The organism is Streptomyces flaveolus (assembly GCF_014648815.1).
Classification (GTDB): domain Bacteria; phylum Actinomycetota; class Actinomycetes; order Streptomycetales; family Streptomycetaceae; genus Streptomyces; species Streptomyces flaveolus.
In genome coordinates this window covers 408,982-429,055 of sequence record NZ_BMRV01000001.1, presented here as the reverse complement: position 1 = coordinate 429,055, position 20,074 = coordinate 408,982, and the positions used below count along the sequence as shown (strand labels likewise).

Genomic DNA, 20,074 nt, shown 5'->3' with positions numbered 1-20,074 from the left:
CCCGGGGGCCGCGCACGGCGGGTACGGACCGGCGCGGCGCCCTGGCGGCTACCACGCCACCGGCAGTTCCTGGCACCCGTACACGATGGCCCCGTCCCGCATCCGCACCTGCTCGGCCGGCACCGCCAGGCGCAGGTGCGGCAGCCGGTCCAGCAGCACCTGGAAACCGATGCGCAGCTCGGCCCGGGCAAGCTGCTGGGCCACACACTGGTGCACGCCGAAGCCGAAGGCGATGTTGCCGGAGGGCACGCGCCTGACGTCGAAGCGGTCCGGCTCCTCGAAACGGTCGGGGTCGCGGTTGGCGGCGGGCAGCGACACGGTGACCGTCTGCCCGGCCCGCACCGTCTCTCCGCCGAGCTCCACGTCCTCCTTGGCGCCGCGCGAGATGCCGAACTGGATGACGGTCAGGTAGCGCAGGAGCTCCTCGACGGCACCGCTCATCAGGCCCTCGTCGGCGCGCAGGGCGGCGAGCTGGTCCGGGTGGGTCAGCAGGGTGTAGGTGCCCAGCGAGAACATGTTGGCGGTCGTCTCGTGGCCCGCGGTGAAAAGCTGGAACGCCACGCTGGTCAATTCCACGTCGCTGAGTTCGGCCGACTGCACGAGCCCGCTCAGCAGGTCGTCGGCCGGCTCCTTGCGTTTCATCGCGACGACGTTCGCGAGGAATTCGAAGATGATGCGGTAGCACTCCTTCACCTCGTCGGCGGAGGAATCGATGCGCAGCATCTTCTCGGAGACCGGCTGGATTTCCTGCCAGTCGCCGTACTGGATTCCCAGCAGGTCGCAGATGACCCGGGACGGCAACGGCATGGCGAACCCGGTGACGAGGTCGGCGGTGGTCGCGCCGTCCGCCTGCATCCGGTCGACCAGCTCGTGCGCGACCGCGGCGATCTTCGGTTCCATCTCGCGCATGCGCCGGGTGCTCAGTTCCCCGGTGAGCAGCCGGCGGTACTTGGTGTGCTCCGGGGGGTCCATGCCAACGAACATGCCCGGCACGTCCTCCTCGGGCGGCTGCCCGTCGCCGAGGACGTCGTGCACCGCCGAGTGCCGGATGCGCGGGTCGGAGCTGAACCGCGGGTCGGACAGCACCTGCCGGGCGAACTCGTGCCGGGTGACGATCCATCCCTCGTGGCCGTCCGCGTAGGTCAGCGGGGCCACGGGGCAGCGCGAGCGCATCTCGGACAGCTCCGGCGGGGGGTCCAGCGGGTGGACTCGCTCCGTCGGGATACGTGGGGCCCTGGCTCCCTGCTGGGTCATGCGCGCTCCTGGTTCGTGGTGCGGGCGCGGAGCAACTCCGCGGTACGGTCCGCGAGAGCCGTGCGCTCCTGCGCGGAGAGCAGTCCCTCGGGGGAGGTGATCTCGATGCTGAGCCGGCCGCCGTAGGAGGTCACGACGAACAGCAGCAGGCCGTGCATGGTGGTCGTGGTGTAGCCGCGGAAGTCCGTCACGCGCAGGCCCGCGGGTGCCGTGAACTCCGGCAGCGGGCCGAGGTTGGTCACGACCAGGTCGACGGAGACCGGTTCGGCGGCCGCGAACTGGCCGGCCTGGAGGATGGCGCGCTCCGCCTCGCCGCTGTCGATGGCCTTGTCCAGCCGCTCCTTGATCACGCGGCCGACCTCGGTCGGGTCGGCGCCGCGCGGCACCGGGACCGACGTCTCCACGCCGCTGACGAAGTTGGTGGACTCCTCGACGGTCACCGGCGGATCGGTCCGCCCGCGCAGGTCCACCGGGCAGCCGCAGACCAGGTCGGGCGTGCCCGGCTCGGGCCGCCCCTCCCGTACCGCCACGGTCGCCGCGCCGGCCACGAAGGCGTGCACCGAGCACCCGTCGGCCCGCAGCGACGCGCGCAGCGCAGAGGTCTCGCGCGCGTCGAGCCGCAGTCGCCCGGGGACCACCGGCAGCGCCGGCGGGGACGGCGCGGCGGCCAGCGCCGCGCGCAGTGCCGCCCGGTCGACGGCGCTCTCGTCGACGCCGGCCGGGCCGCGGGTCTTCAGCAGGGTCTCGGCGGACAGCTGGGCGGGGGCCTCGGGGGCGGCGTAGGGCGGGGTCCGGCCCTCGGTGAGCGCGGTGTAGTTGCGGCACAGCTTCTCCAGCAGGGTGACGCCGCCGCGCCCGTCGATCATGCTGTGGTGCAGCACGAGGATGACGTGCGCGGTGTCCCGGCCGCGCACCAGGACGAGCCGGCACAGTCCGCGGCCGGAGTCCAGGGGGCGTGCCATCTCCGCCAGGTAGACCGATTCCCGCTCCGCCTCGGCCCCCGCGACGTCCCGGACGGTGGTCTCGGGCCGCTGTCCGGGCGGGAGCCGGAAGAAGTAGCCCTTCTCGTCCCGGCCGAGGCTTCCGTTCAGCAGCGGGACGGCGTCGCACAGTGCCTCGAACGCCCGTATCAGCCGGTCCGTGTCGACGGCGCCGTCAATCGCTATGGAATAAGAACCGGACCAGTCGACAAATGCGTGATACGCCTCGCTGGGATCCAAATACCGCAGCCTCGACATCAAGCACTCATTCCCGTCGCGTCAATTCGAGCCGTACAGCGCACGCCGGCCCTTTCCGAAAAGAAGCAGGAAAAACTCTCACCGCCTGCGCGGAACCAGTATTTCCGCACGCCGACGGGGTGTCTTCGGCCTAAGAACCAGGTCCCCGGCCCGCCTCCCGGCGAGGCCGGTCGTCCTTGATCCTGGACCATGGACCAGGTGACGACCGGCCACGGCGGGGACGCCGCCGACGTCAGGCGCTGCGACGCCGCAGGGGGTGGCCGTAGGGGGCGGAGAAGGAGCCCAGGGCCGCGATCAGCTGGGTCCGGGTGCTGACCCCGGACTTCGCCAGCACGTTGGAGACGTGGAACTTGACGGTCTTCTCGCTGACGGACAGGGCCGCCGCGATGGCCTTGTTGGACAGACCCTGGCACAGCAGGTTCAGGACGACGTTCTCCCGCTCGGTGAGCCGGTCCCGCAGGTGGTGGTCCACGCCCGGGGTCGCGTAGCCGGCACGGATGGCCTGGAGCATGCATCCGGTGAGCTCCGGCGAGGCGTGACCGCCGCCCGACACGACCGCGTGCACCGCGTGGACCAGCTCGTCGTTGGCCGCGTCCCGGTGGACGACACCGGACACGTTGCCCCTGACCAGGTCGGCCAGTCGCTCGGGCGTCACCGTCTCGATGCCGTAGACCACGACGAGCGGGGCGTGGTGCACCGCCTTGGCCAGTTCGTGGACCGCTTCGGCCAGCCCCGCCTCCAGCAGGACGACGTCGGGCCGGTGCTCCACGACCCGCTTCACCGCCTGCCGTTCGTCCGCCGCCTCGGCGAGCACGGAGATGCCGGCGTCCTGGGAGAGCAGCGTCCGTACACCGAATCTGGCGTGCGGGTGGTGGTCGCAGACGACCACCCGCACGGTGTCAGCTAGAGAATCGAACGACGCGTTGTGCGTGAGGCCGACCGGCAATGCGCTCCCCTACCCCGTTATCGTTACTCTTCAGTAGCGTCTGCGGGAGGCGCAAAGAAACCTTTCGTCGAAATTTGAACCAAGTGTGCGGCGCCCCCATAGCCACGGGCAGGCTAATCGAACGCCGGTGCCCCCACAAGAGAGTTCCGACGACCGGCCCGGTTTCCGCAGCGCTCACGAGGGGATCTTCCGTCAGTCTTTCCCGTCTCCGTACCCGGTCTTTACCGTGCCGGACACGGAAATGGCGCCGCACGGACAGTTCTCCGAGGCGGTCCTGACCGAAAGCTCTCGGCCAGGTGGCGCGAATTGCGTCATCAATACGACCGTACCGTCACCGTCCCGCTGGTCGAACACGTCGGGGGCGCTCAGCGCGCACATGCCCGAGCCGCAGCAGCGCTCGGTGTCCACCGTGATGCGCAGGCTCACGGGCACGCCACCGGCTTCCGGGGCCGGACCGCGCTCGCCGTCATCGGCATGTGATCGGGGTTGACCGTCGCCCACGGCATCTCCCTGACGGCGACCCCGTCGGGGAGCGTCAGCCGCCAGCGCCGGACGATCATGCCCAGGACCACGTGCATCATCGCCCAGGCGAACTGCTCGCCGATGCAGTGCCGCGGACCCGCCCCGAACGGCGTGTACGCGCCCTTCGGCAGACCGGCGGCCGGCCGTTCCAGCCAGCGGTCCGGGTCGAAGCGCAGCGGGTCGGGGAAGAGCTCGGGGTCCCGGTGCACGGCGTACGGGCTGTAGAACAGCTCGGTGCCGGCCCTGACGTGCCCGCTGCCGAGGGGGAAGTCCCGCACGGCCCGCCGCGAGATGACCAGGATCGGCTGCCGCACCCGCATCAGCTCCTGCAGCACCCGCCGGCTGTAGGGCAGGTTGCCGACGTCGGCCATCGTGAAGTCACGGTCGCCGACGACCTCCTCGGTCTCCGCGCGCACCCGCTCCTCGATCTCCGGGTGGCGGGCGAGTTCGTAGAACAGCCAGGCCATGGCGGTGGCGGCGGTCTCCGACCCGGCCATGGTGACCGACACGATCTGGTTGCAGAGCTCCTCGTCGGTCATCCCCTTCCCGGTCTCCTCGTCCCGGGCCGCCAGCAGCATGGCGAGCATGCCGGCCCGGCCGGGCTCGGCCGCCCCCCGCCGGTAGGCCAGCATCACGCGGCTGATGGCGTCGCGGAGATCGGCGAAGGCCCGGTCGAACCGGCGGTTCATGGGCAGCGGCAGCTTCTCCAGCAGGTCGCCCGGCGACACCGTGCGCCACATGATGGCCTCCAGGACGACGGGCAGGATGCCCGCCAGTTCCTCGTGGGCCGCCCGGTCGACGACCGAGCCGAACATGGTGCGGGCCAGGATGTTGAACGTGATGTCCCGCATGGCCTTGTCCACCGGGATCCGAGCGCCGGCCCGCCAGCCGGCCGTCTTCTCCTCCGTGACCTCGCGCATCACCTCGACGTAGCGGGTGATCTCGTCCCGGTGGAACGACGGCTTGATCATGGCCTGCTGGCGGCGGTGCTCGTCGCCGTAGGCGTGGATCACGCCGTTGCCCGTCAGCGGCCGGACCTTGTCGTAGAACCGGCCCTTGTCCAGCAGGTCCTTGCGGTCCGTGAGCAGGGTGTGGATCAGCGGCGGCGAGGTCACGAACAGGGAGGGCATGGGGCCGAGATCGACGCGCACCAGATCGCCGTGGGTGCGCAGCGAGGTCAGGAACCCGAGCGGCCCGCGCATCAGCGCCAGGGCGTGACCCAGACCCGGCACCCGCCCGGGGGCGGTCGCGTAGGAGGTGCTCACGCGGGGACCTCCTCGGCCCGCGGCAGCGAGCAGTAGGCGCGGTCGCTGAAGACGGTGCGGTCCCGGTGCAGCGTCAGCACGCCCGAGCGCACCCCGTTCCACCGGTGGCCCGGGCCGTTGTACCGGGACGTCAGGTACGACCACTGCAGGTTGCCGGCCATCATGTGCCACAGCGCGTCCAGATAGGCGCGGATGTCCTCGCGCCGGCCCAGCTCGCCCGCCTCGATGGCCGCCCGCCGCGCCATGAACTCGGCCCGCTTGCCGTCGACCAGGGCGAACAGCCGGTCCACGGCCTCCTGGAGGCCGAGCCCCTCGCTCAGGCGCAGCACCGACAGGGCGTTGACGTAGTCGTCCATCATCGCCTCGGCCCGGAACGAGAACATGTCGTTGGTCAGCATGATGTGGACCAGGGCCGTGTCGACGATCTCGCGCAGCTCCCGGTGGCGCCGCAGGTCCTCGGTCAGGTCGATGCCCAGTCCGTACTCGCCGAGCACGAAGTACATGCCCATGCCGACGCTGTCCTTGCGGACCTCGATGTACGTCTCGTAGTCGAACACCCGGTCCTCGGAGCGGGAGGTGATCTCGTGGACGCAGCCGGCGAGGAAGCGGCGGACCTCCCCCATGAACCGGTCCCACACCGCGGGCGGCATGTCCGCGCGCATGTCCTTCCACAGCCCGTGCAGCACCGAGCCCCACGCGAAGTCGGCGCCGTCGGCCTGGTCGTCGAGGATGCCCGCCACGCGGCGGAACGTCTCCTGGGCCGCCGCGGGATCCTTGCCGATCTTCGCGCGGTCCACCATCGCGTTGTCGAACACCGAGAGGTACTCGGTGTACTTGCACAGGTGGCGCAGCCGGTCCTCGCGGGCCGTCGGCAGCACCAGACAGGTCCAGAGGGAGGCGGTCTCCTCCAGGAGCAGCTCCATCTCCCGCGGGTCCGTCATCGCGAACCCCATGGCCTCCTTGACCCAGGCGTCCGACTCCGCGCGGATGTCGTCCGTGCGCGGGTGGCTGCACGCGGGCAGCAGGTAGGGGAACTCGGGCAGGTAGATCTCCGTGCCGTCCGAGAACGGCTTGGGGATGGTCGACATGGAGTCACTCACCTTTCACGGTGCACGGAGGTCGCCGCCAGCGCCTCCAGCTCGGTCAGCGCGGAGGGATCCACCCGGGCCCCGCGCAGGGCGCGGACCGCGCCGGCGTGCCGCTCGCGGATCATCCGCTCGACGACGGCCGTGGCTCCGGTCGCCCGCACCACGTCCCGCAGTTCGGCGAGTCCGTCCAGGTCCAGCCGTGCGTCCCCGTAGAGCAGGTCCAGGCGCGCGCGCTGTCCCGCGTCGGCGCGCTCGCGGGCCACGGCGATGAGGGCGGTCGGCTTGCCCTGCCGGGCGTCGTCCGAGGGTTCCTTGCCGGTCTGCTCGGACGCACCGAACAGCCCGATCAGGTCGTCGCGCAGCTGGAAGGCCTCGCCCAGCAGCAGCCCGAACGTGTCGTACGCCGCCAGCAGTTCGTCGCTCGCGTCGGCGAGGGCGCCGCCGATCTGGAGGGGGTAACGGACGGTGTAGCTCGCCGTCTTGTGCCGGATGATCTTCAGCGCGTCGTCGAGGCGGCCGCAGCGGGTCTCACCGACCAGGTCGAGGTACTCCCCGTAGACCGCCGACTGGCGCAGCCGGGCGAACAGCCGCCTCGCGACCTCGCGCCGGGTGACCAGCGGGCTGTTGTGGAACAGCTCCTCCGACCAGATCAGGCAGGCGTCCCCGACGAGCAGCGCGCCGCTCTGCCCGAACGTCCGGCTCTCGCCCGGCCAGTCCTGCTCGGCGTGCCACTTGTCGAGGGACAGGTGCACGGTGGGCCGGCCGCGCCGCAGGTCGCTGTTGTCGATGATGTCGTCGTGGATCAGGGCCGCGGTGTGGAAGAGCTCCAGTGCCGCGGCCACGGTGATGACCTCGCGGTCGTCCGGGGACCCGCCGGCCCCGCGCCAGCCCCAGTAGCAGAACAGCGGGCGGATCCGCTTGCCCCCGTCGAGCGTGAAGTCGCGCAGCAGCGCCAGCGCCGTACGGGCCGCCGGGTCGGACTCCCCGGCGAGCCGCTCCCGGAGGAAGGCGTCGAGACTGCCGTTGACCCGCCCGGTGACCGCCGCGCTCTCCGTCAGCGCGTCGGTGACGGTCACTTGACGCGCCTGACGACCTTCATGGGCAGCTCCCCGGGGACCAGGGCGCCCATGGCTATCGGCTTCACCGGCTCGCCGGTGATCGGCTGCACCGACCACTGCTGCATCAGGGTGGCGAGCACGGTCTGGGTCTCGAACCACGAGAAGGACTCGCCGATGCAGTTGCGGACGCCCGCGCCGAACGGCATGAACGCGCTGCGCGGCACCTGCTTGGCCCGCTCGGGCAGCCAGCGGTCGGGGTCGAACGCCTCGGGGTTGTCGTAGGTCTTCGGGTCGTGGTGGACCGCGTAGATGGAGTAGAGGACCTCGGTGCCGGCCGGGATGAGGTGACCGCCGAGTTCCGTGTCCTGCACGCACTTGCGGCCCAGGGCCCACACCGGCGGGTAGATCCGCAGCGCCTCCTGGATGACGCGCCGCGTGTAGTCCAGGTCGCGCAGGTCACCGGCCTCGACAGGGCGGTCGCCGACCACCTTGTCGACCTCCTCCTGCATCCGGCGCTGCACCTCGGGGTGGCGGCCGAGCAGCATGCACGTCCAGCTCATGGCACTCGGCGTGGTCTCGGACCCCGCCGTCAACAGCGTCATGAACTCGTCCTGGATCTGCTTGTCGGTCATCTCCTTGTTGCCGCCGGCCTGCGCCGCGAACAGCAGCGTCATCAGGTCGTCGGCCTGGTCGGAGGCGCCCTTGGCCCGGTAGTCGGCGATGATGCGGCGCCCCATCGAGTACAGCCGGCCGATGGCGCTGTGGAACTCGCGGCTGGACTGGGTGGGGATGCGGTCCAGCAGGGCCGGGGGAATGGCCGCGCGCTTCTCGACGCCGGAGATCACGACGGGCATCGACTTGTACACCTCGGCCACGTCCTGCTCCACCATGTCGGTGGAGAACAGCGCCTTGATGACGATGCGTACGGCCAGTTCGTAGAACATGTTGTACATGCCGACGCGCTGGCCGTCGCGCCAGGTGCCGAAGACGTCGGTGGCGGACTCCCGCATGACGTCGACGTAGGTGCCGATCTTCTCGTGGTGGAAGGCCGGCTGCATCAGCAGGCGCTGCCTGCGGTGGAAGTCGCCCTCCGACAGCAGGATCCCGTTGCCGAGCAGCGGACGGGCCTGGTCGAACTGCATGCCCTTCTCGAAGGACTTGGCCTTGCGGACGAGGATGTCGTACAGCATGTCGTGGTCGCTGACCACGTAGGCCTGCTTGGTGCCGAGCCAGATCCGTACCAGGCCGCCCTGCTCGCTCACGCTCTGGAAGAACCGCAGCGGATTGCGGAACATCTGAACGGCGTGGCCCGCGAGCGGAATGCGTCCCGGCATGGGAGGAACGGACGGTGCGGCGGTCGCGAGAGCCATGGTTGTCTTGCCTCCGTGTGGGGTGGGGCGGCGGGTGGACGAGTCGGCTGTGGCCGGGTCAGGACCAGGTGACCGGCAGCTCGGCGAGGCCCCGGAAGACGAAGCCGCCCGGCAGGTACCGCGGCTCGAAGCCGTCGGCGAGACGCAGGCCGGGGAAGGTCTCCACCAGCGTCTCCAGGGCGATCCCGGCCTCCAGCCGGGCGAGCGCCGCACCGACGCAGAAGTGGATGCCGTGGCCGAACCCCAGGTGCCGGGGCGGTCCCTGGCGGTCGAGCCGGAAGGTGTCGGGGTCCTCGACCCACTCGGGGTCGCGTCCCGCGGCCGCGAACATCACCCGCAGCCGGGCGCCTTCGGGGACCTCCGTGTCACCGATGCGCCTGGCCCGGGTGGCGACCCGGGGGGCGCCCTGCACCGAGGAGTCGAAGCGCAGGGTCTCCTCCACGGCCGCGCCGGCCAGACCGGGGTCCTTGACGACGGCTTCCCACCGGTCGCGTTCCCGCAGCAGCTGGTGGACGGCGTTGGAGATCAGGTTGGTGGTGGTCTCGTGCCCGGCCGCGATCATCACGCGCAGCGCGACCACGGCGTCCTCGACCGTGCACACCGGGTCGTCCGCGTCGGCGGCCCGCACCAGTTCGGTCAGCAGGTCGTCGGCCGGCTCGCTGCGGCGGCGCTCCAGCAGGTCGAGCACGTACTTCTCGTAGGTGACCACGTTGCCGGCGCAGTGCACCTGCTGCTCCGGGGGGAGCGGGACGACCTGGAGGGCCAGCCAGTCGTTGTTCCACGCCTTGACCGTGGCCCGGTCCTCCTCCGGGATGCCGATGATGTCGCAGATCACCGTCATGGGGAGCGGGTAGGCGAACTCCTGCAGGAGGTCGCACCCGTCCTTCGCCGCGAGGCCGGCGGCGAGCCGGGCGGCTATCTCGCGGATCGAGGCCTCGCGGCGCCGCAGGACACGCGGGGAGAAGAACTCGCTGACGAGGTTGCGGAAGCGGGTGTGGGCCGGCGGGTCGACGTTGTAGAGGGCGACCCGGAAGAACAGCGAGCCGTCCAGGATCTCCTTCGCCTCAGGGCAGAAGGGGTACGAACCGTCGAGGTTGTAGCGGCTGGTGAAGTCCCCGTGGTCCCGTTGCACGGCCTCGATCTCGGCGCGCCCCGTGACGATCCACTCGTCCAGTGCGGCCTGGTGGACGACCGGCTCCGTCTGCCGTGCGCGGGCGAACGCCGCGTAGGGGCAGGCGGTGTACTCGGGGGACATCGGGTCGAAGAGTTCTGCCGCGGAAGTGTCGGACGACATCGGGAGCGCTGGCCTCCTGCTGCGAGGCGGTGGACCGGCCGCCGGCGGGCGGCGGGATCCTGTCCGCATGATCGGGTCTCAGGATCACCGACCGGCTCCGGGGGTGTCTTCCGCCGAGAGGCCAGGTTCCACGTGCCCGGCCGAAGGCGAGGAAGCGCGCTTCCCTGGTCGCCGGACCAGGTGGGCCGGCACACCGGACCAGGTGGACACAGCACACCGGGCACCCGTACGCGACGGGTGCCCGGTGTGTGCGAGGTCGGTGCGAAGGGTCAGCGCTGGGCCAGCTGCGGCTCCGACTCGTCGTCGGAGGCCGTCTCCTGGGAGGGGGCCTCACCGCGCTTCGCCGCCCGCTTCTTCGCGCGCCGCTCCTTGCGCAACTCCAGCATCGCGTAGAGCGTCGGGACGAGCAGCAGGGTCAGCAGCGTCGAGGTGATCAGACCGCCGATCACGACCACCGCCAGCGGCTGGGCGATGAAGCCGCCCTCGCCGGTGACGCCCAGCGCCATCGGCAGCAGGGCGAAGATCGTCGCCAGGGCCGTCATCAGGATGGGCCGCAGACGGTGCCGGCCTCCCTCGATCACCGCTTCGACGACGCCGTGGCCCTGCTTGCGGTACTGGTTGATCAGGTCGATCAGCACGATCGCGTTGGTGACCACGATGCCGATCAGCATCAGCATGCCGATCATCGCCGGGACGCCCATCGGGGTGCCCGTGGCGATCAGCAGGCCGATCGCGCCGGTCGCCGCGAACGGGATCGACACCAGCAGGATCAGCGGCTGGGCCAGCGACCGGAAGGTGCCGACCAGCAGCATGAACACGATCGCGATCGCCGCGAGCATGGCCAGGCCGAGGTTCTTGAACGCGTCGTCCTGGTCGGCGGTGACGCCGCCGATCTCGGCCGTGGCGCCGGCCGGCAGGTCGAGGCCGTCGATCTTCGACTGGAGGGCCGTGCCCACCGCGCCGGTGTTGTCACCGGTCGGCTTGGCGGTGATGGTCGCCGCGCGCTGACCGTCGATGCGGGTCATGGACACCGGGCCGTCCACCAGTTGCACGGTGGCGATGTCGCCGAGCTTGGCCGCACCGAGGTTCAGGGCCTTCAGCTGGGCCATCGTCTCGGCGGGCTGGGCCGACTTGATGACGACGTCGCGCTCGGTGTCGTCGAGGACCGCCTTGGCGGCCGGGGTGCCGCGCACCGCCTGGGCGACGGCAGCGCCGAGCGTCTGGTCGGTGAACCCGGCCTCGGCGGCCTCGGCATTGGCCTTGACCGAGATGCGCGGCACGCTCTGCGCCAGGTCGCTGGTGACGTCGGTGACGTCGTCGAGCCCGGCGACCGCCTTGCGGACCTCCTCCGCGGCCTCGCGGAGGACCTGCGCGTCGGCCGCCTTCACGACGACGCTGAGGTCCTGGCTGCCGAAGCCGTCACCGGCGGCGACCGTGGTGGTGCCGATGCCGTCGAGCTTGGCGAGCCCGTCCTCGATGTGGTCCTGGACGTCCTCGGCGTTCGCCGAGTCCTCCAGCATCAGCTGGTACGAGGCCTGGTTGGTGTCCGTGCCGCCGCCGAAGGCGGCCATGAAGCCGGACGAGCCGACGGTGACCTGGAAGTCCTTGACGCCCTCGGTGTCGGCGAGCAGCTTCTCGACCTTCTCGGCCTGGGCGTCGGTCGCCGCGAGGCTGGTGCCCGGCTTCAGCTCCTGCTTGATGCTGAGGACCTTCTGCTCGCCCTGGTCGAAGAAGTTGGTCTTCAGCAGCGGCGCCATGCCGAACGTGCCGATCAGCACGACGACCGCGATGGCCAGGCTGGTCAGGCGGCGGCGGGTGGCGAAACGCAGGATCGGGACGTAGAGACGCTGCAGGCGGCTCTTCGCCTCCTTCTCCTCGGCCAGGCGGCGGGCCTCCTCGGCGTCCTCCGGCGTGCCCTTCGGCGGGCGCAGGAACCAGTACGACAGCACCGGGACGACCGTCAGCGACACCAGCAGGGAGGCCAGCAGCGCGGCGGTGACGGTCAGGCTGAAGGAGCCGAACAGCTCGCCGACCATGCCGCCGACCAGACCGATCGGCAGGAACACGGCGACGGTGGTGAGCGTGGAGGAGGTGACCGCTCCGGCGACCTCGCGGACGGCCCTGAGGATGGCCTCCTGGCGCTCCTCGCCGTAGCCGAGGTGCCGCTTGATGTTCTCCAGGACCACGATCGAGTCGTCGACCACGCGGCCGATGGCGATGGTGAGCGCGCCCAGCGTCAGCATGTTCAGCGACAGGTCGCGCGTCCACAGCACGATCAGCGCCAGCACCACCGACAGCGGGATGGAGACCGCGGTGACCAGGGTGGAGCGGATGGATGCCAGGAAGACGAGGATGACCAGGACGGCGAAGAGCAGACCGAGGCCGCCCTCCGTGGTCAGACCCGAGATGGCCTTGGAGACCGCCGGGCCCTGGTCGCTGACGACGGTGAGGGTGGCGCCGGAGCCGAGCTGCTCGCGCAGGTCGGGCAGCTTGTCCTCGACGGCGTTCGAGATGGCGACCGCGCTGCCGTCGTGGTCCATGGTGACGGCGACGGCCAGGCTCGGCCTGCCGTTGGTGCGGGTGAGCGAGTCGGCCTTGGCCTCCTCCTCCTTGACGGTGGCGACGTCACCGAGGCGCACCGGCTTCTTCACGCCCTCGCCGGTGACCATCAGGTTCTGGATCTGCTCCAGCGAGGTGAAACCGCCGCCGACCTGGACGGTGCGGTTGGCGCCGCCCTCGTCGAACGAGCCGGCCGGGACGGTCGCGCCGCCCGCCTGCAGGGACTGGGTGAGCACCGGGGGGCTCACGCCGGCCTTCGCGAGCTTCGCCTGGTCGGGGGTGACGGTGACCTGGAGGTCCCGCACACCGTCGACCACGACCTGGGCGACCCCGTCGATGTCCTTCAGCTCCGAGACGACCGTCTTGTCGAGCTGGTCGGCCAGCGCCTGCTGGTCCTTGTCCGAGGTGACGGCGAGGACGACGGTGGGGATGTCGTCCGTCGAGCCGGAGATGACCTGCGGGTCCACGTCGTCCGGGAGCTGGGCGCGGGCCCGGTTGACGGCCTGCTGCACGTCGGCGACGAGCTGCTGGGTGCCGTTGCCGTAGTCGAAGGACGCCATGATCACGGCGTTGCCCTCGCTGGCCGTGGAGGTGATGCCCGAAACACCGTCGACCGCTTCGAGGCTGTCCTCGATCGGTTCGACGACCTGCTTCTCGACCACGTCGGGCGAAGCGCCCTGGTACGGCGCCAGCACGGACACCATGGGCAGTTCGATGGTGGGCAGCAGCTGCTGCTTGAGCTGGGGGATGGCGATCGCGCCGAAGACGAGCGCGACGATCGACATCAGGCCTATCAGGGCCCGTTGCGCGAGGCTGAATCTCGACAGCCAGGACATGGATCAGGGTCTCTCTTCTGTGGCCGAGCGGAGGAAGGGCACAAGTGAGCGCCTACCTCACACCCTGAGCCATGGACGCCCCCGGTTCCCTAGGCCCCAGGTCCATTTCCTTATCCGGCGCATACTCCCGCCGCAGTACGGCCGGGTGGCCCTCACTCCACCCTCGGACGTACCAGCCCGGATTCGTACGCGACGACCACCAGCTGGGCCCGGTCGCGGGCGCCCAGCTTGGCCATCGCCCGGTTGACGTGCGTCTTCACCGTGAGCGGGCTGACCTCCAGCCGCTCGGCGATCTCGTCGTTGGAGTGCCCGCCGGCCACCTGCACCAGCACCTCGCGCTCCCGCACGGTCAGCGAGTCCAGCTTCTGGGCGCGGGCCGGGTCGCGGTCCGCGTCGTCCGCGCTGCCCCCCTGGGCGAGGAAGCGGGCGATGAGGCCCTTGGTGGCGGTCGGGGACAGCAGTGCCTCGCCGCCGGCCGCGACGCGGATCGCGCTGAGCAGCTCCTCCGGCTCCGAGCCCTTGCCGAGGAAGCCGGAGGCGCCGGCGCGCAGCGACTGCACCACGTAGTCGTCGACCTCGAAGGTGGTCAGTATGACCACGCGGACCTGGGCGAGGGCGGGGTCGGCGCTGATCGTCCGGGTGGCGGCGAGGCCGTCCGTGCCGGGCATCCGGATGTCCATCAGCACCACGTCGGGCCGGTACTCGGCGGCCAGCCGTGCCGCCTCGGCGCCGTCGGACGCCTCCCCCACCACCTCCATGTCGGGCTCGGAGTCGACGAGCACTCTGAAGGCGCTGCGCAGCAGTGCCTGGTCGTCGGCGAGCAGGACACGGATCGTCATACGGCATCCTTCGCGGCGTCGTCACGGTTCCTGACGGGAAGGATCGCATGGACCCGGAAGCCGCCTCCGTAGCGGGGACCGGTGGTGAGGGTGCCGCGCACGGCGGTGACGCGCTCGCGCATGCCGAGCAGCCCGTGTCCGCCGCCGTCGGCGGGGGCGTCCGTCCCGCCGGCGCCGTCGTCGAGGACGGTGACCTCGATGTTCGGGCCCACCCGGACGATGCTGACCTCGGCCTTCGCCCGCGGCCCGGCGTGCTTCTGCACATTGGTCAGGGCCTCCTGGATGATCCGGTAGGCGGCCAGGTCGACAGCGGTGGGCAGGGTGGTGCCCTGGTCGGCGCGGGCCACCTCGATCCGCAGGCCGGCGTGGTGGAAGGTGGCGACGAGTTCGTCGAGCCGGTCCAGGCCGGGGGCCGGTTCGGTCGGCGCCTTGGGGTCGTCGGACTGGCGGAGCAGACCGACGGTGGCGCGCAGCTCGTTGAGCGCGGACCGGCTGGCCTCCCGTACGTGGGCGAGAGCCTCCTTGGCCTGGTCGGGCCGCTTGTCCATGACGTGGGCGGCGACCCCGGCCTGGACGTTGACCAGGGCGATGTGGTGGGCGACGACGTCGTGCAGGTCGCGGGCGATGCGCAGCCGCTCCTCGGCGACACGGCGGCGGGCCTCCTCCTCGCGGGTCCGCTCGGCCTTCTCGGCGCGTTCCCGGATGGCCCGGACGAAGGCGCGGCGGCTGCGGACGGCGTCCCCGGCGGTGGCGCCGATGCCGGTCCAGGCGAAGACGGCGAGGTTGTCCTGCGCGTACCAGGGCAGGGGGCCGGCCAGCATGGCGGCGCCGGTCAGCACGGTCATGGTGAGCAGGCCGACCCGCCAGGTGGTGGAGCGGTCGGTGGTGGCGGCGACGGTGTACAGGGCGACGACGGCGGACATGACGACGGGGGCGCGGGGGTCGCCGGTGACGCACTCGACGATCGAGAGGCAGCCGGTGAACACCAGGACCGCCAGCGGGGCGCGGCGGCGCAGGACGAGCGCGGCGGCGCCGAGCACCATGAGCAGCAGGCTGAACGGGTCGGGGGTGCGGACGCCCCAGGTGACGCCGTCGGGGCCGTGCGGGTCGGCGAAGGATCCGGCGACCATGCACGCGAGGACGGCGGCGGCGAGGGCCGCGTCCAGGGCGGAGGGGTGCGCGCCCAGCCGGAAGCGGGCGCGGGCGAGGGTGCTCACGCGGATTTACGGTAGCGGGGTGGACGTCGGTGCGTGCGGCACCCGGCGATCCGCTGGGCGACCCGGGGGCTGCGCCCCCGGACCCCGCTTCGGCCCTGAACGGGCCTCGTCCTCAAACGCCGGACGGGCTGACAGTGGCCGCCGAGCCGGACGGGCTGACAGTGGACGGCGTTCTCAGGAGCCGTCCGGGATCAGGCCGTCGTCGCTCAGGAGTTCCTGGACCTCCTCCAGGGTGGCGTCCTGGGAGGGGAGGATCAGGTCCGACGGCTCCAGGGAGTCGTCCGGCAGTGGTTCGCCCAGTTCGCGGACCTTGGCCAGCAGGGCCTGGAGGGTCGCGCGGAAACCGGGGCCGTCACCGTTCTCCATCTCGGCGAGGAGTTCGTCGTCCAGCTTGTTCAGCTCGGCGAGGCGGCCGTCGGCCAGCGCCACCTGTCCCTCCCCCATGATCCTCACGATCATGTCGCCCTCCTAGGCGTGGGCTACTGCTTGTCGAAACGCGGGGTGTCCTGCGGCTGCTGCTGGGGCTGCGACTGGCCCTGACCGCCCTCGAGGGCCTGCCGGTCGGACGTGCTGCCGCCGGCCAGCTCGGCCTTCATGCGCTGCAGCTCCAGCTCTACATCCGTACCACCGGAGAGCCGGTCCAGCTCGGCCTGGATGTCGTCCTTGTGCATGCCGGACTGGTCGTCCAGGGCGCCGGAGGCGAGCAGCTCGTCGATGGCGCCGGCCCGCGCCTGGAGCTGGGCGGTCTTGTCCTCGGCCCGCTGGATCGCCAGGCCCACGTCGCCCATCTCCTCGGAGATGCCGGAGAACGCCTCGCCGATGCGGGTCTGCGCCTGGGCCGCCGTGTAGGTGGCCTTGATGGTCTCCTTCTTCGTACGGAAGGCGTCCACCTTGGCCTGGAGGCGCTGGGCCGCGAGGGTGAGCTTCTCCTCCTCGCCCTGGAGGGTGGCGTGCTGCGTCTCCAGGTCGGTCACCTGCTGCTGGAGCGCGGCACGGCGGGAGAGGGCCTCGCGGGCCAGGTCCTCGCGGCCCAGCGCCAGCGCCTTGCGGCCCTGGTCCTCGAGCTTGCCCGACTGGGACTGGAGCTGGTTGAGCTGAAGCTCCAGGCGCTTGCGGCTGGTCGCCACGTCGGCGACGCCGCGGCGCACCTTCTGCAGCAGCTCCAGCTGTTTCTGGTACGAGTAATCGAGGGTCTCGCGCGGGTCCTCGGCCCGGTCAAGGGCCTTGTTGGCCTTCGCGCGGAAGATCATCCCCATACGCTTCATGACACCGCTCATGGGCTTCGCGCGCCCCCTTCTGACCGACTCCAGCTCCAGCGACTGCAACAGAACCCACAGTACGGGCCCTGCATCCATTACCGCACTGTTCGGGGACGGATGCGCTCATCCCCAAGGACGACTGCGTACGCTCCCGGTCCGGCGTAGGGAGTAGGTGCTCCCCGGGGAGACGTCCCGGACCCCGGGTCCGGGGCTGTACGCAACGTCCCCTCTGTCCCCTTACGGACGACTGGCGTTGCCGGATCGTTCCCCACCGGGCTGGGGTCCACACTCCCCCACCCCGTACCCTTGGGTTTTGTGTTCCGTAGCCGTGCCAAGGAAGAGAAGGCCCCGAGCGCCGTCAAGGCGCAGGTGACCGACTCCAAGCAGCCCCGCGACCCGCAGGCCCCGAAGGGCAGGCCCACGCCCAAGCGCAGTGAGGCCCAGTCCCAGCGCCGCAGCGTCGCCAATACCCAGATGACGCGCAAGGAGGCCGCCAAGCGTCAGCGCGAGGAGCGCCGGTCCGCGATGGAGCGGCAGCGCCAGGCGCTGGCGAGCGGCGACGAGCGGTACCTGCCGGCCCGCGACAAGGGCCCGGTCCGCAAGTTCGCGCGCGACTTCATCGACTCGCGGTTCAACATCGCCGAGTACTTCCTGCCCATGGCCGTGGTCATCCTCGTGCTGAGCATGATCCGGGTGGGCTCGCTGCAGAACATCGCCCTGCTGCTGTGGCTGGTCGTGATCGTGCTGATCGTGCTCGACTCGCTGGTCACCGGCTTCCGGCTGAAGAAGCGCCTCGCCGAGCGCTTCCCCGACGACCGCAAGCGCGGCGCGGTCGCCTACGCGCTGATGCGCTCGCTGCAGATGCGCCGGCTCCGGCTGCCCAAGCCGCAGGTCAAGCGCGGGGAGCGGCCCTGAGCACCACGCCGTTCGCCGGGGGCGCGGCCGATGCCTGGCTGGACAAGCTGGGTGGTCTGCGGGACGTCGTACGGCAGGAGCTGGTGGCCCGGCAGCTCGACGAGCAGATAGCCGGCCGCTTCCCGGTGGGCAAACGGCTGCGGGTGCTCGACGTCGGCATGGGCCAGGGCACCCAGGCGCTGCGGCTGGCACGGGCCGGGCACCAGGTGACCGGCCTGGAGCGGGACGCCACGATGATCGCCACGGCCCGTGAGGCCCTGGCGGGCCAGCCGGAGGGCATCCGGGAACGCATGCGGATCATCGAGGGCGACGGCCGGGACACCGGCGTGCACTTCCTGCCGGGCAGCTTCGACGTGGTGCTGTGCCACGGCGTGCTGATGTACGTCGAGGAGCCCGACCCGCTGCTGGCCGGGCTGGCCCGCATGCTCGCCCAGGGCGGTCTGCTGTCGCTGCTCGTACGCAACGGGGACGCGCTCGCCATGCGCCCGGGCCTGGGCGGCGACTGGGCCGGCGCGCTCGCCGCCTTCGACACCACCGCCTACCTCCCCCATTCTCGAACCGACTCGAACGGGGGGACCCCCACCCGCCTCGGGCTGGACGTCCGAGCGGACCGGCTGGCGACGCTGACGGCCAGACTCGCGGGCATCGGCGCCCCGCTGCACGCCTGGTACGGCGTCCGGGTCTTCACGGACACGGCGGCCGACGGTGCCGCGGCCCCGGACGACCTCGAGACGCTGCTGGCGGTCGAGGAACGGGCCGGCCGGACGGACCCCTACCGCGGGGTCGCGGCCCTGCTGCATCTGTGCGGGGTGCGGGGCTAGGGGCCCCGGCGGCGCTCGTTCGGGTGCTTTGCGGAAGCAGGACGTCCGGGCCGCCGTGAGACTCGGGGCATGGACGTTTCCCGCACCCGTGTGTCCCGGTTCCGTGCGCCCGTCGCCACGCTGGCGTGCTCCCTGCTGCTGGCCACCGGCTGCTCCGCGGCAGACTCGGGTGCCGGGTCGGGGTCCGGCACCGGCAGCGGGCGGGAGGCCGCCACGAACCGGGCCGCCGCACCGGCCGCGGCCAACGACCTGCAGACCGACTACATGCAGGTGATCAAGGACGTCCTGCCCTCGGTCGTGCAGATCCAGGCCGGGGACGACCTGGGCTCGGGGGTCGTGTACGACGACCAGGGCCACGTCGTCACCAACGCCCATGTCGTCGGGGACCGGACGAGCTTCCGGGTGACGACCGCCCACAGCGAGGACCCGCTGTCCGCGCGGCTCGTCTCCTCCTACCCCGAGCAGGACCTCGCGGTCGTCAAGCTGGACACGGTGCCCGACGGGATGAAGGCGGCCGGGTTCGAGGACTCGGCGAAGGTCGAGGTCGGGCAGATCGTGCTGGCCATGGGCTCGCCTCTCGGGCTGTCGTCCAGCGTGACGCAGGGCATCGTGTCGGCGACCGGACGGACCGTCACCGAGGGCCGCAGCGGCGGTGGTACGGGGGCGACCCTCGCCGACATGGTGCAGACCTCGGCGGCCATCAACCCCGGCAACAGCGGCGGCGCCCTGGTGAACCTCGACGGCCGGGTCATCGGCATCCCGACGCTCGCCGCGGCCGACCCCGCTCTCGGCGACAGCGCGGCTCCCGGCATCGGGTTCGCGATCCCGTCGTCGACGGTGAAGCGGATCGCCGGCCAGATCATCGAGAACGGCAAGGTCACCGACTCGGGACGGGCGGCACTCGACATCACCGCCCGGACGGTGGTCGACGGCGACTACCGGCCGGCCGGCGTGGCGATCGTCAGCGTCGTCGAGGGCGGTGCGGCCGACAAGGCGGGCCTGCGGGCCGGGGACGTCATCACCGGGCTGGGCGACGCGGACATCACCACGATCACGTCGCTCTCCGAGGCCCTGGCGTCGATGCGGCCGGGCGAGCGCACGAAGGTGACGTACACCCGCGGCGGCGACGAGCGCACCGCGGAGGTGACGCTGGGCGAGCAGTGACGCGGGAGGGAGCGGCCCTGTCGTGGCCGCCCCCTCCCCCGACGCCGGTCAGGCCGTCGTTCAGGCCTCCTCGGCGTGCAGGCTCATCGGCCCGTAGATCTCCGTCGAGTCCTCGAACAGCCGCACCTGGTCCGTGCCGCCCTCCTGGAGGTCCTTCCAGTGCTCCCCGATCCAGGACTCGGCGTCCCCTTGAGTGGTGAACTCCTCGGGCTGCACCGCGGGCTGGACCTCCGTCCCGCCGGCCGTCTCGAACCGCCACGTCCATGCCGCCATGTACGCCTCCAAGATGTGAGCACATGCAGAGCGGAAGCCGGATCTTGGTCCGGCTCCCGGTCGCAGCCTATGCGCTGAGCCGGGCGCGTCGTAGAAGGCCGGGGCACGACCGCGGGGTCCGGACGCGTCCCTCGGGGGCCTCGGGCGCGCACGTCG

Annotated in this window: 18 protein-coding genes; 3 read left to right on the top strand and 15 right to left on the bottom strand. The window is 71.3% G+C overall.

Annotated features, from left to right (window positions below; all coding sequences use genetic code 11):
• Positions 1 to 48: 48 nt before the first annotated feature.
• The 14 genes from IEZ05_RS01925 to IEZ05_RS01860 form a co-directional block, all read right to left on the bottom strand.
• Positions 49 to 1,254, bottom strand: coding sequence for a cytochrome P450 (locus IEZ05_RS01925; protein WP_189228176.1), 1,206 nt, complete (start codon positions 1,252 to 1,254; stop codon positions 49 to 51).
• Positions 1,251 to 2,492 carry a phthiocerol/phthiodiolone dimycocerosyl transferase family protein gene (locus tag IEZ05_RS01920; RefSeq protein WP_189228175.1) on the bottom strand — a complete coding sequence of 414 codons (1,242 nt, stop codon included), beginning with the start codon at positions 2,490 to 2,492 and terminating at the stop codon, positions 1,251 to 1,253. Before IEZ05_RS01920 ends, IEZ05_RS01925 begins: the two co-directional genes overlap by 4 nt.
• Before the next feature lie 232 nt (positions 2,493 to 2,724).
• Positions 2,725 to 3,438 carry a LuxR C-terminal-related transcriptional regulator gene (locus tag IEZ05_RS01915; protein ID WP_189228174.1) on the bottom strand — a complete coding sequence of 238 codons (714 nt, stop codon included), beginning with the start codon at positions 3,436 to 3,438 and terminating at the stop codon, positions 2,725 to 2,727.
• Between the two features lie 192 nt (positions 3,439 to 3,630).
• The gene (locus IEZ05_RS01910) at positions 3,631 to 3,864 is read right to left on the bottom strand and encodes a ferredoxin (RefSeq protein ID WP_373298715.1); all 234 of its coding nucleotides are present in this window, start codon (positions 3,862 to 3,864) and stop codon (positions 3,631 to 3,633) included.
• Positions 3,861 to 5,225: a cytochrome P450 gene (locus IEZ05_RS01905; RefSeq protein WP_189228173.1), complete on the bottom strand. Its 1,365-nt coding sequence runs from the start codon at positions 5,223 to 5,225 to the stop codon at positions 3,861 to 3,863. The genes IEZ05_RS01910 and IEZ05_RS01905 overlap by 4 nt, the downstream gene beginning before the upstream one ends.
• Positions 5,222 to 6,313: a terpene synthase family protein gene (locus IEZ05_RS01900; RefSeq protein ID WP_189228172.1), complete on the bottom strand. Its 1,092-nt coding sequence runs from the start codon at positions 6,311 to 6,313 to the stop codon at positions 5,222 to 5,224. The genes IEZ05_RS01905 and IEZ05_RS01900 overlap by 4 nt, the downstream gene beginning before the upstream one ends.
• An 8-nt stretch (positions 6,314 to 6,321) precedes the next feature.
• Positions 6,322 to 7,389 carry a polyprenyl synthetase family protein gene (locus IEZ05_RS01895; RefSeq protein WP_189228171.1) on the bottom strand — a complete coding sequence of 356 codons (1,068 nt, stop codon included), beginning with the start codon at positions 7,387 to 7,389 and terminating at the stop codon, positions 6,322 to 6,324.
• On the bottom strand, positions 7,386 to 8,741 hold the full coding sequence (locus tag IEZ05_RS01890) for a cytochrome P450 (protein WP_189228170.1): 1,356 nt from the start codon (positions 8,739 to 8,741) through the stop codon (positions 7,386 to 7,388). Before IEZ05_RS01890 ends, IEZ05_RS01895 begins: the two co-directional genes overlap by 4 nt.
• 58 nt (positions 8,742 to 8,799) lie before the next feature.
• Entirely contained in the window at positions 8,800 to 10,035 is a 1,236-nt protein-coding gene (locus IEZ05_RS01885) for a cytochrome P450 (protein ID WP_189228169.1), read from the bottom strand.
• Between the two features lie 269 nt (positions 10,036 to 10,304).
• A complete protein-coding gene (locus tag IEZ05_RS01880; RefSeq protein WP_189228168.1) occupies positions 10,305 to 13,430 on the bottom strand; it encodes an efflux RND transporter permease subunit in 3,126 nt (1,041 codons plus the stop codon).
• Positions 13,431 to 13,582: 152 nt separating this feature from the next.
• Entirely contained in the window at positions 13,583 to 14,269 is a 687-nt protein-coding gene (locus tag IEZ05_RS01875; RefSeq protein ID WP_189228167.1) for a response regulator, read from the bottom strand.
• Positions 14,266 to 15,486: a sensor histidine kinase gene (locus IEZ05_RS01870; RefSeq protein WP_189228166.1), complete on the bottom strand. Its 1,221-nt coding sequence runs from the start codon at positions 15,484 to 15,486 to the stop codon at positions 14,266 to 14,268. The genes IEZ05_RS01875 and IEZ05_RS01870 overlap by 4 nt, the downstream gene beginning before the upstream one ends.
• Before the next feature lie 174 nt (positions 15,487 to 15,660).
• The gene (gene pspAA / locus IEZ05_RS01865; RefSeq protein ID WP_189228165.1) at positions 15,661 to 15,945 is read right to left on the bottom strand and encodes a PspA-associated protein PspAA; all 285 of its coding nucleotides are present in this window, start codon (positions 15,943 to 15,945) and stop codon (positions 15,661 to 15,663) included.
• 20 nt (positions 15,946 to 15,965) lie between these two features.
• Positions 15,966 to 16,751: a PspA/IM30 family protein gene (locus IEZ05_RS01860; protein WP_267461902.1), complete on the bottom strand. Its 786-nt coding sequence runs from the start codon at positions 16,749 to 16,751 to the stop codon at positions 15,966 to 15,968.
• Positions 16,752 to 17,021: 270 nt separating this feature from the next.
• On the opposite strand from IEZ05_RS01860, the gene IEZ05_RS01855 reads away from it, so the two are divergent.
• From IEZ05_RS01855 to IEZ05_RS01845, 3 genes are all read left to right on the top strand, one after another.
• Positions 17,022 to 17,660 (top strand): DUF3043 domain-containing protein, encoded by a 639-nt coding sequence (locus IEZ05_RS01855; protein ID WP_189228547.1) that lies wholly within the window; start codon positions 17,022 to 17,024, stop codon positions 17,658 to 17,660.
• A gap of 83 nt (positions 17,661 to 17,743) precedes the next feature.
• Entirely contained in the window at positions 17,744 to 18,481 is a 738-nt protein-coding gene (locus tag IEZ05_RS01850; RefSeq protein ID WP_189228164.1) for a class I SAM-dependent methyltransferase, read from the top strand.
• A 69-nt stretch (positions 18,482 to 18,550) separates the two neighbouring features.
• Positions 18,551 to 19,645, top strand: a complete 1,095-nt coding sequence (locus IEZ05_RS01845; protein ID WP_189228163.1) for a S1C family serine protease — start codon at positions 18,551 to 18,553, stop codon at positions 19,643 to 19,645.
• A gap of 60 nt (positions 19,646 to 19,705) precedes the next feature.
• Here IEZ05_RS01845 and IEZ05_RS01840 read toward each other — a convergent pair whose 3' ends face one another.
• Complete coding sequence (locus tag IEZ05_RS01840) at positions 19,706 to 19,918, bottom strand: hypothetical protein (protein WP_189228162.1); 213 nt, start codon at positions 19,916 to 19,918, stop codon at positions 19,706 to 19,708.
• Positions 19,919 to 20,074: the final 156 nt, after the last annotated feature.